At 58.7% G+C, this 15,849-nt stretch carries 10 protein-coding genes, 2 tRNA genes and 3 rRNA genes; 12 read left to right on the forward strand and 3 right to left on the reverse strand.

What is annotated here, in order from left to right:
- Positions 1–63: 63 nt before the first annotated feature.
- From AB7M33_RS14895 to AB7M33_RS14920, 6 genes are all read left to right on the forward strand, one after another.
- The gene (locus AB7M33_RS14895; protein WP_454243046.1) at positions 64–225 is read left to right on the forward strand and encodes a hypothetical protein; all 162 of its coding nucleotides are present in this window, start codon (positions 64–66) and stop codon (positions 223–225) included.
- A 135-nt stretch (positions 226–360) separates the two neighbouring features.
- The gene (gene ccoM, locus AB7M33_RS14900; RefSeq protein ID WP_003254862.1) at positions 361–477 is read left to right on the forward strand and encodes a cytochrome c oxidase subunit CcoM; all 117 of its coding nucleotides are present in this window, start codon (positions 361–363) and stop codon (positions 475–477) included.
- Between the two features lie 180 nt (positions 478–657).
- A complete protein-coding gene (locus AB7M33_RS14905) occupies positions 658–2,646 on the forward strand; it encodes an FUSC family protein (RefSeq protein ID WP_454243047.1) in 1,989 nt (662 codons plus the stop codon).
- Positions 2,633–2,839: a DUF1656 domain-containing protein gene (locus AB7M33_RS14910; protein ID WP_027594247.1), complete on the forward strand. Its 207-nt coding sequence runs from the start codon at positions 2,633–2,635 to the stop codon at positions 2,837–2,839. Before AB7M33_RS14905 ends, AB7M33_RS14910 begins: the two co-directional genes overlap by 14 nt.
- Before the next feature lie 35 nt (positions 2,840–2,874).
- Positions 2,875–3,744, forward strand: a complete 870-nt coding sequence (locus AB7M33_RS14915; protein ID WP_027594248.1) for an efflux RND transporter periplasmic adaptor subunit — start codon at positions 2,875–2,877, stop codon at positions 3,742–3,744.
- A gap of 160 nt (positions 3,745–3,904) precedes the next feature.
- Positions 3,905–4,225 (forward strand): DUF2025 family protein, encoded by a 321-nt coding sequence (locus tag AB7M33_RS14920; protein WP_186702577.1) that lies wholly within the window; start codon positions 3,905–3,907, stop codon positions 4,223–4,225.
- 45 nt (positions 4,226–4,270) lie between these two features.
- Here the strand turns inward: AB7M33_RS14920 and AB7M33_RS14925 are convergent, their stop codons facing one another.
- A complete protein-coding gene (locus tag AB7M33_RS14925) occupies positions 4,271–6,859 on the reverse strand; it encodes a bifunctional diguanylate cyclase/phosphodiesterase (RefSeq protein ID WP_454243048.1) in 2,589 nt (862 codons plus the stop codon).
- Positions 6,860–6,915: 56 nt separating this feature from the next.
- Positions 6,916–7,989, reverse strand: coding sequence for a diguanylate cyclase (locus AB7M33_RS14930; RefSeq protein WP_454244224.1), 1,074 nt, complete (start codon positions 7,987–7,989; stop codon positions 6,916–6,918).
- 130 nt (positions 7,990–8,119) lie between these two features.
- On the opposite strand from AB7M33_RS14930, the gene AB7M33_RS14935 reads away from it, so the two are divergent.
- Positions 8,120–9,214, forward strand: coding sequence for an MBL fold metallo-hydrolase (locus AB7M33_RS14935; RefSeq protein ID WP_454243049.1), 1,095 nt, complete (start codon positions 8,120–8,122; stop codon positions 9,212–9,214).
- A 3-nt stretch (positions 9,215–9,217) separates the two neighbouring features.
- Here the strand turns inward: AB7M33_RS14935 and AB7M33_RS14940 are convergent, their stop codons facing one another.
- Entirely contained in the window at positions 9,218–10,114 is an 897-nt protein-coding gene (locus tag AB7M33_RS14940; protein ID WP_027594253.1) for a formate/nitrite transporter family protein, read from the reverse strand.
- 456 nt (positions 10,115–10,570) lie between these two features.
- Between AB7M33_RS14940 and AB7M33_RS14945 the strand changes: the two genes are divergently transcribed.
- The 5 genes from AB7M33_RS14945 (at position 10,571) to rrf (ending at position 15,709) form a co-directional block, all read left to right on the forward strand.
- Positions 10,571–12,107, forward strand: a 16S ribosomal RNA gene (locus AB7M33_RS14945).
- A 77-nt stretch (positions 12,108–12,184) separates the two neighbouring features.
- Positions 12,185–12,261, forward strand: a tRNA-Ile gene (locus tag AB7M33_RS14950).
- A 6-nt stretch (positions 12,262–12,267) separates the two neighbouring features.
- Positions 12,268–12,343: transfer RNA gene (locus tag AB7M33_RS14955), tRNA-Ala, on the forward strand.
- A gap of 228 nt (positions 12,344–12,571) precedes the next feature.
- Positions 12,572–15,464, forward strand: a 23S ribosomal RNA gene (locus AB7M33_RS14960).
- Positions 15,465–15,593: 129 nt separating this feature from the next.
- A 5S ribosomal RNA gene (gene rrf / locus AB7M33_RS14965) occupies positions 15,594–15,709 on the forward strand.
- Together the 16S, 23S and 5S rRNA genes with 2 tRNA genes alongside form the textbook arrangement of a ribosomal RNA operon.
- Positions 15,710–15,849: the final 140 nt, after the last annotated feature.

A 15,849-nucleotide genomic window follows, 5' to 3' on the forward strand; every position in this document is an offset into this window, starting at 1 on the left:
GGGCTGGTCAGCGTCACTGGCTGGCTTCATCATGCAAGTCTCTGTTGATCGTCGAGCCCACCCATGAGCCAAGACAACCTCATCGATTTCGATGCCGAACGTGCCAAGCGCGTCCACGACGTCAAGGAAAAGCGCCTGAACGAAGTGCGCCAGGCCTTCGAGCAAGCCATGCCCCTGAGCACGGCAAAGAAAAAGAAGCCCAAGGGCAAGCCCAAGAAGCGCTGAAACTTGACGCAGGTCAACCCTGCGCCCGCCTCGCGTGCCCGGTCCCGGGCACCATTGACCCCGGTCAATTTTCCCCGCCCCCACATTCGTTACCTTGCATCCATCGGACAACGGCAAACGAAGAGGGAGGCCGACATGTTCTTCGACAACGTGGTTATCGCAGGTGTGGTAACGGTCGGGTTGATGGTCGCATTCTTTGCCGGTCTGGGCATTTTCATCTGGAAGGACTCGAACAAGCGCAAGCCGCGCTGACCTTCCGGGTTTACGAGCACGCAAGGCATTTAGGGCGACTTCGGTCGCCCATTTTTTTGCCTGCTAAAAGTTGGGCAGGGCATCTCAATAAAGATGATTAGCTAGCTAATTAATCGTTTCCGCATTATCCTTCGCTTCATTGTCTATCGTTTACCTGATCATCCCCGCAAGGTCCGCCTCGTGCCCATCACTCTCCAGGCCCTGTTCGCACCCAGCAGCCTCGCCCTCAAGTTCGCCATCAAGACCGTGCTCGGTGGCGGCCTAGCGCTTTGGCTGGCGATGCGCTGGGGGTTGGAGCAGCCGTCATGGGCATTGATGACGGCGTTCATCGTGGCTCAGCCGTTGTCCGGCATGGTGGTGCAGAAGGGCCTTGCGCGCCTGGCCGGCACCCTGGTCGGCACATTCATGTCGGTAGTCTTTATCGGCTTGTTCGCCCAGACGCCAGGCCTGTTCCTGATCACCCTCGCGCTGTGGCTGGCACTGTGCACGGCCGCGTCGACCCAACTGCGCAGTGCCTGGGCTTACGCCTTTGTGCTGGCCGGTTACACCGCCGCGATCATCGCCCTGCCGGCGATCGACCACCCGTTGCAGGTGTTCGACCAGGCCGTGGCGCGCTGCACCGAGATCTGCCTGGGGATTTTCTGCGCTACCGCCACCAGCGCCCTGATCTGGCCGCTGCGCGTGGAACAGCAACTGGGCGGGCAAGCCCGGCAGGCTTGGCAAAATGGCCTGCAGGCGGCCAGTGCCATGCTGGGGGGAGAGGATGAGGCGCGCAAAGGGCTGCTGGAAAGCCTTGGGCGCATCGTCGCCATCGACAGCCAGCGCGAACATGCCTGGTTCGAAGGCAATCGCGGGCGTCAGCGGGCGCGCGCCATTCGCGGCCTGAGCCAGAAGCTGATGGTGCTGCTGCGTATCTCCCGTTCGGTGCGCCGGCAGTGGCGCCAGCTCGATCAAGGAGAAGCTCGGCACCTGGCGCCCTGGCTGGAGGCGGTGCGCGCGCAGTTGGGTGCACCCGACCAACCCGGCCTGTTGCTGTTGCGCCAACGCATCTGGGATGCCGCCCATGATGAGCGGATAAGCGCTGCCGAACATTACTGCCTGGCGCGTATGACGCTGCTGCTGGACTACGCGATGGCCGCGACCCAGGCGCTGGACGACGTCGAAGCGGGCAGGGCGCCCAAGGATGTGTCCCAGGGCCTGGCCGCACACCGCGACTGGTCGCTGGCACTGTTGTTCGGTTCACGCAGCGCGCTGGCGTTTCTGGTGATGAGTGGTTTCTGGCTGGCGACCGCCTGGCCCTCTGCGCCGGGCGGCCTGGTGCTGACCTGTGTGGTCTGCAGCCTGTTTGCCAGCCGCGAAAACGGTGCTCAGATCGGCCTTAGTTTCTTGCGCGGCATCTTTCTGGCGATCCCCGCGGCGTTTCTGGTCGGGCAGATTCTTTTGCCGCAGTGGAGCAGCTTCGCCATGCTCTGCCTGGGCATGGGTGTACCGCTGTTTCTGGGGGCGCTGGGCATGGCCCACCCGCGTACCGGCGCGACCGCGACTTCGTATTGCCTGCACTTCATCGTGTTGGTATCGCCGCTCAATGCCATGCAGTTTGGCGTGGCCAGCATGCTCAACAGCGCGCTGGCGATGCTGGTGGGCGTGTCTGCTGCGGTGATGGCCTTTCGTTTGTTGGTGTTCCGTCACCCGGCCTGGCTGGGCCGGCGCTTGCGGGCGGCGACCCAAAGCGACCTGGTGCGCCTGACCCGGCGCGACCTGCGTGGCGCCGACAGCTGGTTTGGCGGGCGTATGGCCGATCGCCTCTTGCAACTGGCGCGGCATGCCGGCGAATTGCCCGAAAGCGAGCGCAAGCGTTGGGATGACGGCTTGCACGGCCTGGACATCGGCGACGAACTGGTGCACCTGCGCATGTGCCTGGCGGTCGCCCAGGCGCCGTTGGGCCGCGCTGAACGCGAGTACCTGCAGCAGGTGGAGGCGGTGCTGGCCAAGGGGCCGGCGCCGGGCCGCGGGCAACGGCTGGACAGCGCCAGTGAACAATTCATCGCCGCCTTGCGTCGGCTGCCGGCAAGCGACCCCTTGCGCCTGGCTGAAGGTGCAGTGCTGCAGTTGCAGAAGAGCTGGGGCAAATGGTGCCGCTGGCAGGAGGACGTGCATGGGGTTGCGTGAATGGGCGCTGGGCGGCGTGCTGCTGAGCCCGTTTCTGATTTATGTGCTGCTGGCGTTGGTGCTCACCGGGGTGTTGCGCTTGTTGGTACAGGCCACGCCGTTGGGTCGCTGGATCTGGCATGAAGCGCTGTTCGACGCGGCGTTGTTCGTGTGTGTGTTGTTCCTGGTGGTGCGAGTACTGGGGGCTGCATAAAGGCTCTTGTAACGATTTTTGTAAGGAGTGATTCAATGCGTGCCGCCGTACGTACCCTGGTAACCCTGTGTGTGGTGGCCCTTGCCCTGTTGGCAGGCTACCAGCTGTGGCAGTACTACATGCTGACACCCTGGACCCGCGATGCCCGGGTGCGTGCCGACGTGGTGGTGATCGCACCGGACGTTTCCGGTTGGGTGCGTGAGCTCAAGGTGCATGACAACCAGCAGGTCAAGGCGGGCGATTTGCTCATGAGCATCGACCGTGAACGCTTCCAGGCAGCCTTCGACCAGGCCAGCGCCGTGACCGAGACCCGCGCCCAGCAACTGCGCTTGCGCGAGCGCGAAGCGGCGCGGCGTACTGCCCTGGGGCCGGAGGCAATCAGTGCCGAGCTGCGTGAAAATGCCCAGATCAACGCCGCCATCGCCCGCGGTGAACTGCATGAGGCCGAGGCGCAACTGCAAGTGGCCAAGATCAACCTGGCGCGCAGCGAAGTGCGGGCGCCGCGCAGTGGCCATATCACCAACCTGCGCCTGGCCCAGGGCAACTACGTGAACACCGGGGAGTCGGTGATGGCCCTGGTGGACGATTCGACCTTCTATATCCAGGCCTATTTCGAAGAAACCAAACTGCCGCGCATCCGCGTCGGTGACACGGTCAAGGTCTGGTTGATGGGGGCGGGCGAGGCAATGCAGGGGCATGTGGAGAGCATCAGCCGGGGCATCACCGACCGCAACAGTAACCCGGACAGCCAACTGTTGCCGGAGGTGGAGCCGACCTTCAACTGGGTGCGCCTGGCGCAGCGGATACCTGTGCGGATCCGCCTGGACGAGATCCCGCAGGGCATGAACCTGAGTGCCGGCATGACTGCCAGCGTGCAGGTGCATGAGGACCGGGTTACGCAATGAAGGGAATGCCGAACCCTCTTACGGGGCTGTCGGCGGCACGCGGAAAACCTTGGCGAATGCGCGGTGACTTGCGTTAGGCTGGCCGCTGCGAGTTGCCCGGCAGAGGCGACCGATTGCAGCCCGGCGTGCGTCACTTTCGACTTGATTGCGAGGTTACGGCATGGCCATCACTTCCCAGGACATCTGCAACGCGGCGGAGCAGCTCAACGGTTTCGTTGGCTTTCATGGCAAGCGCGGCGTTCATATCGTGCGTTTTTCCGAGGACTCGTTCGGCATGGACGTGGCCGACGACAGTATCACCCCCTGCAGCGAATTCGTCTGGCGGCCCGAGCAAGGCCCGCGCATGGCGTTGTGCCGACAACGCCTGGCACTGTTGCTGGACCAGCATGTGGATGACCGCTTGAACATTGGCGAGCCCTTGCGTACTTACCTGCGGCGCAGTGATTTGCCCGAGATCGTGGCCGAGCGCAACAAGCGCTGACGCCCTGCTGTTCAGGGGGGCAGCCTTGTTCTGCGAAGGCTGCCTTTACGGCAGGCGCCCGGCCGAGCCTGTGGGCGCCTGTTGCAGCAAGGCTTCGAGCGCTTCTTTAGGTAAAGGCCGGCTCAGGAAATAACCCTGCACCTCATGGCAGCCGTCCTTTTCTAGTGTTTTGAGCTGCTGTTCACTTTCTACGCCCTCGGCCGTCACGGTCAGCCCCATGGCTTCACCCAGGTTGATGATGGCTTGCACCACGGCGCGATCATTGCCACTGGTGTTGTTCAGCCCAGCAATGAAGCGTTTGTCGATCTTGATGCTGTCGAACGGGTACGTGCGCAGATAGCCCAACGATGAGTAACCGGTGCCAAAGTCATCCATGTTCAGGCGAACGCCCAGCTCCTTTAGCGAAAGCATGGTGCTTAGCGCGCCTTCGATGTCGTTGAGCATCACGTTTTCGGTGATTTCCAGTTCAAGGCGCTGGGCGGGGAACGCGGTTTCCAACAGGATCTCGCGCACATCGGCCACCACGTCGCTGCGCAAGAACTGCGCAGGTGACAGGTTTACCGATATCAGCAGGCCCTCCGGCCAGTCGTGGGCCGTGCGGCAGGCTTCGCGCAGCACCCAGCGGCCCAGCGCGACAATGATGTCGCTCTGCTCGGCCAGCGGGATGAAGGTGTCTGGCCCGAGCAACCCCTCCTGCGGGTGCTGCCAGCGCAGCAGGGCTTCGACCGCGACGATGCGCAGGTCGCCCAGGCGATAGCGTGGCTGGTAATGCAACGCGAATTCCTGGTTTTGCAGGGCCCGGCGCAGATCATTCTCCAGTTGTCGGCGGTACTGGATCTGTTTGTTCATTTCGGCGGCGAAGTAGCGCCAGGTGTTCTTGCCCTCCGCTTTGGCCTGGTACAGCGCGATGTCGGCGCAGCGGATCAGTTCGCCGGCATCGAAGCCCAGGGTGCGGCTCTGGGCGACGCCGATGCTGGCGCCGATATGCAGGGGCTGGTTGTCGAAGACGATAGGTTGCTGCAGCAGGCTAATCAGGCGGGCGCAGAAGCGGTCGACTTCAGTGCGGTTATCCATGCCATTGAGTACCAGGATGAACTCGTCGCCACCCAGGCGCGCGACCAGGTCGACATCGCGGGTGGTGTCGCGCAGGCGTGTCGCCACCTCTTGCAGCACAGCGTCACCGGCGGCATGGCCGAGGGAATCGTTGATCGGCTTGAAGTTGTCCAGGTCCAGCAGCAGCAACGTGAGTGGGGGCGAGTCGCTGCCGCGCAATAACAACTGCTCAAGGTGCCGGGCGAGTTTGTTGCGGTTGGCAAGCCCGGTCAGCGGGTCATGCAGTGACAGGTGCTGGATGCGTGCATGGGCGTCGACCTCGTCAGTGATGTCGCTGGCGGTGCCGCGAAAACCCGTCGGCTTGCCGTCGTACCAGATCGCCCGCGCCGAGATGCGGCAATAGCGGTTTTGCCCATTGTGGTCACGGTAGGTACAGCGCAGGTTTGCCAACTGCTGTGGGTCGGCGGCGGCCAACGCGTCCAGCCAGGGTGAGAGGGGCGTGGTGTCGCAGGCCAGCAGCTGGTTTACCGGCTGGCCCAGCCAGTCGTCCACCGGGTAGCCGGTGACGCTGACGAAACGCTGTGAAAGATAGGTCAGGCGTTGTTGTCGGTCGGTTTCCCAGATCCAGTCGGATGCGGCTTCGGCGACGGCCCGAAAACGCTGCTCGCTGGCCTCCAGGGCCTGGTTGCTCTGCTGCAGGCGCGCCAGGCTAAGGTCGATGGCGCGGGAGCTGCGCAAGGCGTGGCGGAACAGGTAAAGCATCACCAAGCCGAGTATCAGCAGCGCGCACAGCAGCGGCGGCAGCATCGCCCACAGTAATTGCTGGCCCGGCAGCGGGCTGGTCCAGGCCAGGTGGAAGCCGGTATCGCCCAGCGCGATACGCTGCTGGCCATGCTCGCCGGTAGCGTCTTTCTCGAGGTGCATGCCTGCCAGGCCGGCGCCGGTACCCAACCGTGTGAGTTTGTCGTCGGTCAGCTGATCGACGAACAGCATGACGGGTGCCTGGCGCACTTCGCTTTCCGACACGTCCTTGTCTGGGCGTACGGCCGCGGCGCTAAGCACGGCGGGCCATCCGTTGAACAGCACGAACCGGGTGATTTGTTCGCGGGCGCTGGCAGCCCCCCGCGCTTCATTGATGATGGGTTGCAGCGGCGCTTCTATATAAGAGCTGGCGCTCGCTTCACTGGGCTTGCCTTTGAACAGGGCGTAGGTGGTGCGCTGGTCGTCCACCACGAACACACCTTCGTAGCCACTGGCGCTGTATAGCGATTCCCCGACGTTCTTCTCTTCATAGGCCCACTGCCAGTCCGCCTTGCCGGCCAAGTGTTCAAAGGCGGCATCCCACACGGCATAGCTGGACAGGAACTGGCGTGAGGCAAGCAGCCGTTGCTCGAGGGCTTGCGAGGCATGGAAGGCGCTGCGCTGTTGCTCTTGGTGATCGAGGGTGGCGGCGATGTTGAGCAATGCGCCCAAGGTGACCAGGCAGGCCAGGCCAAAGACCACGCAAAAGCCTGCAATCAAGCGGCGAACTTGAAATCGGGGTGTGGGTAGGGTGGGTGGAAGGTTGGCGGTCCTGGCCATGTGCGGGTGACTCCTTCAAGAACAGCAGCCTCCCGCAAGGCAATCAGGAAGGAGGTTCAGTCAGGATAGGCCAGCCTGAGGCCGGTGGCCTCGCGTTGCGCGAAATTGACCTGGTCGCGGCCAGCGTGCTTGGCGGTGTAGAGCGCCTTGTCGGCCTGTTCGAGCCAGTGTTCGGGGGATTCAAGGTCGGCGTCGAAGGCAGACAGGCCGATGCTGAGGCTGATCCGCAAGTGTGGTAATTGCGGGTTGCGGTAGCTCGCCACCCGCTCGCGCAAGCGCTCCATGGCCAGGCAGGCCTGGGCCTCGTTGGTGTCCGGCAGGATCACGCAGAACTCGTCGCCACCGTAGCGCCCGGCCTGGTCGACCTCACGCAGGTTGCGTTTGAGCTCTTCGCTCATCTGGCGCAGGATGCAATCGCCGACTACGTGGCCAAACGTGTCGTTGATGGTCTTGAAGTGGTCGATGTCGATCAGGGCGATGACCGCCTGTTGCTGCTGTTGCTGGCAGGTCTGGAACTTGAGCAGCAGCAGGTCTTTCCAGGCACCGTGGTTGAGCAACCCGGTCAGGCTGTCGGTAAGGCTTAGCGCACTGAGGCGGCGCTTGTGCTCTGCCAGTTTGATTGCCAGGCGGTAGCAGACCCAGCCCAGGGCCAGCGGGTAGAGCGTCAGCATGGGCAAGCACGCGTAAACCTGCAAGGGCGTGGCAGTGAGTTGCAAGCCAGGGCCGAGCACGAGCGTGGCCAGGAGCATGCCGGCAAGCTGGGCCAGCACGCCGCGAACGACCAGGCGCTTGCCGCCTGCGGCCACGTTGTTCATGGTCATCATCGACAGCACGGTCACGCTGGGCAGTGGGTTGAAGTGCATGGCGGCGGTCCAGAAGCCGCCCATCAGCGAGTCCAGCAGCAGGTTGCGCTGTTCTGCCTGATAAGGCGCTGCCGAGCGCATCGCCCACAGGTAGGCCAAATGCGGCCAGACAATCCCGTTGAAGAGCACCAGCAGCCAGACCCAGGTAGGCGGCGATAGCGGCGCCATGGCAGCCATTACACTGAACAGGCCGATGCCCATGCCGATGATGCGCGGCAGGTAGATGCGCTTGACGAAAGAAAGGCCCTTGCCGCTGCGGTTGTCCATCATGGTCATCGTTCTTCTGCTAAGGCGCCGTTTATCGCATAACGCGTGTGAATATTGTTGAACAGTGTTTCATCTATGAAAAATGACCTTACAAGCCAATTCACGGTTGATCTGATCACTGTGGGGTAATATGAAGGCTTTCCTGTTGCTTGGAGTGCTCATGCTCATGGTTCCCATGGCTAACGCTGCCGGCGAGTCGGCGCCTCAACGGGACGGTCGTTTCCATAATCAGGCCCGCCTGCCTCAAGACGGCGTGATGAAAAAGCTGCGCATCGGCCTCAAGTACCTGTTTTTGCGCAAGCCGCCCGACACTCGGCCCTCCACCCCCCTCCATGTGCAGCCCATGACCCGGCAGCAGGTGCTTGATGCACCTGATCACAGCCTGTGGCGCCTTGGCCATTCCACGATATTGCTGAAGTTGCGTGGGCGCTTCTTTATTACCGACCCGGTATTCGCCGAGCGCGCCTCACCGGTGCAGTGGGCAGGGCCGCAACGTTTCCATGCGCCACCGCTTGGCCTGGACGAACTGCCGCCATTGGCCGCGGTGATCCTGTCCCATGATCACTTCGATCATCTGGATGAGCAGGCGATTCGACGGCTTGCCCCGCGTACGGGGGTGTTTCTGGCACCGCTTGGGGTGGGTGACCTGCTGATCGAATGGGGGGTTGCAGCAGACAAGGTGCGCCAACTGGATTGGTGGCAGGACACTGAAGTTGAAGGGGTACGCTTTGTCGCGACCCCAGCACAGCACTTTTCAGGGCGTGGCCTGTTCGACAGTAACCGGACCTTGTGGGCGTCCTGGGTGGTGATCGATGAACAGCTGCGGTTGTTTTTCAGCGGCGATACAGGCTACTTCGAGGGCTTCAAGCAGATCGGTGAGCGTTTCGGGCCTTTCGACCTGACCCTGATCGAGACCGGGGCCTATAACGTCGCCTGGCCGATCGTGCACATGCAGCCGGAGCAGAGCCTGCAGGCACACCTCGACCTGCAGGGGCGCTGGATGCTGCCGATTCATAACGGCACCTTCGACTTGTCCACCCATGCCTGGCAAGAGCCATTCGAGCGCATCCTGGCCCTCACTGAGCAAGCGCAGGTGCGGCTATGCACCCCGCAGATGGGCGAGCGGGTCAGCCTGGACTCGCCGCATGCCGGGCAGAACTGGTGGCAGCCCAAGCCTGCGCATCAGCGAGAGCGGTCGACAGAGCGCGCCGTGGCGGTGCGCTGAGGGTCATTTTTCAGCGTCTCGCTGGCGAGGTGAGGGCGGCTTCTGGTCCTCCAGTAAACGCGAAGGCGGTTTGCCGCTGTCACTTCGCACCTGCGCATGGCTTATCAGCGCGAAGATGAAGCTGCCACCGATGATGTTGCCGGCGAGGGTCGGCAGGGCGAATGCCAGCAAGAAGCTGCGCCAGGTCTCTTCTCCGGCCCAGACCAGGTAGGACACTTCCACCGAACCGACGACAATATGGGTAAAGTCACCCAGCGCCATGAAGTAAGTGATCATCAGGATGATCCAGATCTTGGCGTGCTCCATCGACGGGATCATCCAGACCATGGTGGCGATCATCCAGCCCGACACGATGCCTTTGGCGAACATCTGGCCGATGTCGTTCTTCATTACCTTGCGCCCGACCTCTAGGAAGGCCACGTCGGTCTTGCCGTCGAAGATCGGCAGTTCCAGCATGACCCAGGCCACCAGCAGGGTGCCGGCCAGGTTGCCGAGCAATACCACGCTCCATAGGCGCAGCAGGCGACCCAGGTTGGCCAGGGTAGGCGAGGTCATCACCGGCAGCACGGCGGTGAGTGTGTTCTCTGTAAACAGTTGCTGGCGAGCGAGGATCACCGCCAGGAAACCTGCACTGTAGCCAATGCTTGCAATCACCTGGGCGCTGTCGCCCTCGGGGAGGCGGGCATAGAACAACCCCATGGCCATGAGCGAGAGCCCCATCGACAACCCGGCGGCCAGCGCTGACCACCACAGGGCTGCGATCGTGCGCTCAAGCTCTTGGTCGCCCTGGTAGCGAATGATCTCATGCAGCACCGCTGCCCTTGGCGGCTGGTTATGGCTGACCTCCTGCTCTTCGTCCGCCGACAGGCCTGGCGTTTTCTCGCTTTGCGTCTCGCTCATGGTTGCCACGCTCCGTGGGGTGTTTATCTACAGATCGGTTGCGTGTTCATTAGTTGCGAAGGGCGGGCAAACACTACTGGAAAGTTTTTTTAGATCAGGGTGTTGACTCTGATTTCAAAGCGCGTATTATTCGCCTCCTCGCAGCGATGAACGCTTCGGGGCAAGCGGCAAGTTGTTGAAGTTGAAAGCTTTCGAAAGAAAGCGAAGTTAAAAAACTTCAAAATAAACGCTTGACAGCAAATGAGGAAAGCGTAGAATGCGCGCCTCGGTTGAGACGAAAAGCTCTTAACCAAACGCTCTTTAACAAATCGAATCAAGCAATTCGTGTGGGTGCTTGTGAGTACGGACTGATAGTCACAAAGATTATCAGCATCACAAGTGACCATGCGAGAAATCACATAGTCATTTGAGATTGCTGAGCCAAGTTTAGGGTTTCTTAAAAACCCAAGCAGTATTGAACTGAAGAGTTTGATCATGGCTCAGATTGAACGCTGGCGGCAGGCCTAACACATGCAAGTCGAGCGGATGAGAAGAGCTTGCTCTTCGATTTAGCGGCGGACGGGTGAGTAATGCCTAGGAATCTGCCTGGTAGTGGGGGACAACGTTTCGAAAGGAACGCTAATACCGCATACGTCCTACGGGAGAAAGCAGGGGACCTTCGGGCCTTGCGCTATCAGATGAGCCTAGGTCGGATTAGCTAGTTGGTGAGGTAATGGCTCACCAAGGCGACGATCCGTAACTGGTCTGAGAGGATGATCAGTCACACTGGAACTGAGACACGGTCCAGACTCCTACGGGAGGCAGCAGTGGGGAATATTGGACAATGGGCGAAAGCCTGATCCAGCCATGCCGCGTGTGTGAAGAAGGTCTTCGGATTGTAAAGCACTTTAAGTTGGGAGGAAGGGCAGTAAGCGAATACCTTGCTGTTTTGACGTTACCGACAGAATAAGCACCGGCTAACTCTGTGCCAGCAGCCGCGGTAATACAGAGGGTGCAAGCGTTAATCGGAATTACTGGGCGTAAAGCGCGCGTAGGTGGTTTGTTAAGTTGGATGTGAAAGCCCCGGGCTCAACCTGGGAACTGCATCCAAAACTGGCAAGCTAGAGTACGGTAGAGGGTGGTGGAATTTCCTGTGTAGCGGTGAAATGCGTAGATATAGGAAGGAACACCAGTGGCGAAGGCGACCACCTGGACTGATACTGACACTGAGGTGCGAAAGCGTGGGGAGCAAACAGGATTAGATACCCTGGTAGTCCACGCCGTAAACGATGTCAACTAGCCGTTGGAATCCTTGAGATTTTAGTGGCGCAGCTAACGCATTAAGTTGACCGCCTGGGGAGTACGGCCGCAAGGTTAAAACTCAAATGAATTGACGGGGGCCCGCACAAGCGGTGGAGCATGTGGTTTAATTCGAAGCAACGCGAAGAACCTTACCAGGCCTTGACATGCAGAGAACTTTCCAGAGATGGATTGGTGCCTTCGGGAACTCTGACACAGGTGCTGCATGGCTGTCGTCAGCTCGTGTCGTGAGATGTTGGGTTAAGTCCCGTAACGAGCGCAACCCTTGTCCTTAGTTACCAGCACGTTATGGTGGGCACTCTAAGGAGACTGCCGGTGACAAACCGGAGGAAGGTGGGGATGACGTCAAGTCATCATGGCCCTTACGGCCTGGGCTACACACGTGCTACAATGGTCGGTACAGAGGGTTGCCAAGCCGCGAGGTGGAGCTAATCTCACAAAACCGATCGTAGTCCGGATCGCAGTCTGCAACTCGACTGCGTGAAGTCGGAATCGCTAGTAATCGCGAATCAGAATGTCGCGGTGAATACGTTCCCGGGCCTTGTACACACCGCCCGTCACACCATGGGAGTGGGTTGCACCAGAAGTAGCTAGTCTAACCTTCGGGAGGACGGTTACCACGGTGTGATTCATGACTGGGGTGAAGTCGTAACAAGGTAGCCGTAGGGGAACCTGCGGCTGGATCACCTCCTTAATCGACGACATCAGCCTGCTGATGAGCTCCCACACGAATTGCTTGATTCATTGTCGAAGACGATCAAGACCCTATATAGGTCTGTAGCTCAGTTGGTTAGAGCGCACCCCTGATAAGGGTGAGGTCGGCAGTTCAAATCTGCCCAGACCTACCAGTATTTGGGGCCATAGCTCAGCTGGGAGAGCGCCTGCCTTGCACGCAGGAGGTCAGCGGTTCGATCCCGCTTGGCTCCACCACTCTTGCAGTACGTGATCAAACTCAGAAATGAGCATTCGCTTCGAATGTTGATTTCTGACTTTTGTCAGATCGTTCTTTAAAAATTCGGATATGTGATAGAAATAGACTGAACACTACTTTCACTGGTAGTGGATCAGGCTAAGGTAAAATTTGTGGGCTCGAAAGAGCAAAACGAATTTTCGGCGAATGTCGTCTTCACAGTATAACCAGATTGCTTGGGGTTATATGGTCAAGTGAAGAAGCGCATACGGTGGATGCCTTGGCAGTCAGAGGCGATGAAAGACGTGGTAGCCTGCGATAAGCTTTGGGGAGTCGGCAAACAGACTGTGATCCAGAGATCTCTGAATGGGGGAACCCACTCAGCATAAGCTGAGTATCTTGTACTGAATACATAGGTGCAAGAGGCGAACCAGGGGAACTGAAACATCTAAGTACCCTGAGGAAAAGAAATCAACCGAGATTCCCTTAGTAGTGGCGAGCGAACGGGGACCAGCCCTTAAGTTGGTTTGAGATTAGTGGAACGCTCTGGAAAGTGCGGCCATAGTGGGTGATAGCCCCGTACACGAAAATCTCTTATCAATGAAATCGAGTAGGACGGAGCACGAGAAACTTTGTCTGAATATGGGGGGACCATCCTCCAAGGCTAAATACTACTGACTGACCGATAGTGAACTAGTACCGTGAGGGAAAGGCGAAAAGAACCCCGGAGAGGGGAGTGAAATAGATCCTGAAACCGTATGCGTACAAGCAGTGGGAGCCTACTTTGTTAGGTGACTGCGTACCTTTTGTATAATGGGTCAGCGACTTATATTCAGTGGCGAGCTTAACCGAATAGGGGAGGCGTAGCGAAAGCGAGTCTTAATAGGGCGTTTAGTCGCTGGGTATAGACCCGAAACCGGGCGATCTATCCATGGGCAGGTTGAAGGTTAGGTAACACTGACTGGAGGACCGAACCGACTACCGTTGAAAAGTTAGCGGATGACCTGTGGATCGGAGTGAAAGGCTAATCAAGCTCGGAGATAGCTGGTTCTCCTCGAAAGCTATTTAGGTAGCGCCTCATGTATCACTGTAGGGGGTAGAGCACTGTTTCGGCTAGGGGGTCATCCCGACTTACCAAACCGATGCAAACTCCGAATACCTACAAGTGCCGAGCATGGGAGACACACGGCGGGTGCTAACGTCCGTCGTGAAAAGGGAAACAACCCAGACCGTCAGCTAAGGTCCCAAAGTCATGGTTAAGTGGGAAACGATGTGGGAAGGCTTAGACAGCTAGGAGGTTGGCTTAGAAGCAGCCACCCTTTAAAGAAAGCGTAATAGCTCACTAGTCGAGTCGGCCTGCGCGGAAGATGTAACGGGGCTCAAACCATGCACCGAAGCTACGGGTATCACCTTCTGGTGATGCGGTAGAGGAGCGTTCTGTAAGCCTGTGAAGGTGAGTTGAGAAGCTTGCTGGAGGTATCAGAAGTGCGAATGCTGACATGAGTAACGACAATGGGAGTGAAAAACTCCCACGCCGAAAGACCAAGGTTTCCTGCGCAACGTTAATCGACGCAGGGTTAGTCGGTCCCTAAGGCGAGGCTGAAAAGCGTAGTCGATGGAAAACAGGTTAATATTCCTGTACTTCCAGTTATTGCGATGGAGGGACGGAGAAGGCTAGGCCAGCTTGGCGTTGGTTGTCCAAGTTTAAGGTGGTAGGCTGAGATCTTAGGCAAATCCGGGATCTCAAGGCCGAGAGCTGATGACGAGTTGCCTTTAGGCGACGAAGTGGTTGATGCCATGCTTCCAAGAAAAGCTCCTAAGCTTCAGATAACTGGGAACCGTACCCCAAACCGACACAGGTGGTTAGGTAGAGAATACCAAGGCGCTTGAGAGAACTCGGGTGAAGGAACTAGGCAAAATGGCACCGTAACTTCGGGAGAAGGTGCGCCGGCGAGGGTTAAGGACTTGCTCCGTAAGCCCATGCCGGTCGAAGATACCAGGCCGCTGCGACTGTTTATTAAAAACACAGCACTCTGCAAACACGAAAGTGGACGTATAGGGTGTGACGCCTGCCCGGTGCCGGAAGGTTAATTGATGGGGTTAGCGCAAGCGAAGCTCTTGATCGAAGCCCCGGTAAACGGCGGCCGTAACTATAACGGTCCTAAGGTAGCGAAATTCCTTGTCGGGTAAGTTCCGACCTGCACGAATGGCGTAACGATGGCGGCGCTGTCTCCACCCGAGACTCAGTGAAATTGAAATCGCTGTGAAGATGCAGTGTATCCGCGGCTAGACGGAAAGACCCCGTGAACCTTTACTATAGCTTTGCACTGGACTTTGAATTTGCTTGTGTAGGATAGGTGGGAGGCTTTGAAGTGGGGACGCCAGTTCTCATGGAGCCATCCTTGAAATACCACCCTGGCAACTTTGAGGTTCTAACTCAGGTCCGTTATCCGGATCGAGGACAGTGTATGGTGGGTAGTTTGACTGGGGCGGTCTCCTCCCAAAGAGTAACGGAGGAGTACGAAGGTGCGCTCAGACCGGTCGGAAATCGGTCGTAGAGTATAAAGGCAAAAGCGCGCTTGACTGCGAGACAAACACGTCGAGCAGGTACGAAAGTAGGTCTTAGTGATCCGGTGGTTCTGTATGGAAGGGCCATCGCTCAACGGATAAAAGGTACTCCGGGGATAACAGGCTGATACCGCCCAAGAGTTCATATCGACGGCGGTGTTTGGCACCTCGATGTCGGCTCATCACATCCTGGGGCTGAAGCCGGTCCCAAGGGTATGGCTGTTCGCCATTTAAAGTGGTACGCGAGCTGGGTTTAGAACGTCGTGAGACAGTTCGGTCCCTATCTGCCGTGGACGTTTGAGATTTGAGAGGGGCTGCTCCTAGTACGAGAGGACCGGAGTGGACGAACCTCTGGTGTTCCGGTTGTCACGCCAGTGGCATTGCCGGGTAGCTATGTTCGGAAGAGATAACCGCTGAAAGCATCTAAGCGGGAAACTTGCCTCAAGATGAGATCTCACTGGGATCTTGAATCCCCTAAAGGGCCGTCGAAGACTACGACGTTGATAGGTTGGGTGTGTAAGCGCTGTGAGGCGTTGAGCTAACCAATACTAATTGCCCGTGAGGCTTGACCATATAACACCCAAGCAATTTGCTAGCGCAGATTGCGGTGGTGAAGACGAAAGACCCGAAAGTTCGTAACCACACATATCGCATATCCGAATTCGCTGGGCTGTCCATCTGGACATTCTGGCTACAGAATTTCTTGACGACCATAGAGCATTGGAACCACCTGATCCCATCCCGAACTCAGTAGTGAAACGATGCATCGCCGATGGTAGTGTGGGGTTTCCCCATGTGAGAGTAGGTCATCGTCAAGATTCATTTCGCAAAACCCCTATCTGCGCAAGCAGGTAGGGGTTTTGTCTTTCTGCCGTTTATAACCGCAGATCCGCTGTCTCCAGGCAAAGATGTTTTGTCCGTCCTGTACCTCTTCAAACGCGCTCAAGGGTGCGACAAT

It is taken from the genome of Pseudomonas sp. Y3 TE3536 (assembly GCF_053629175.1).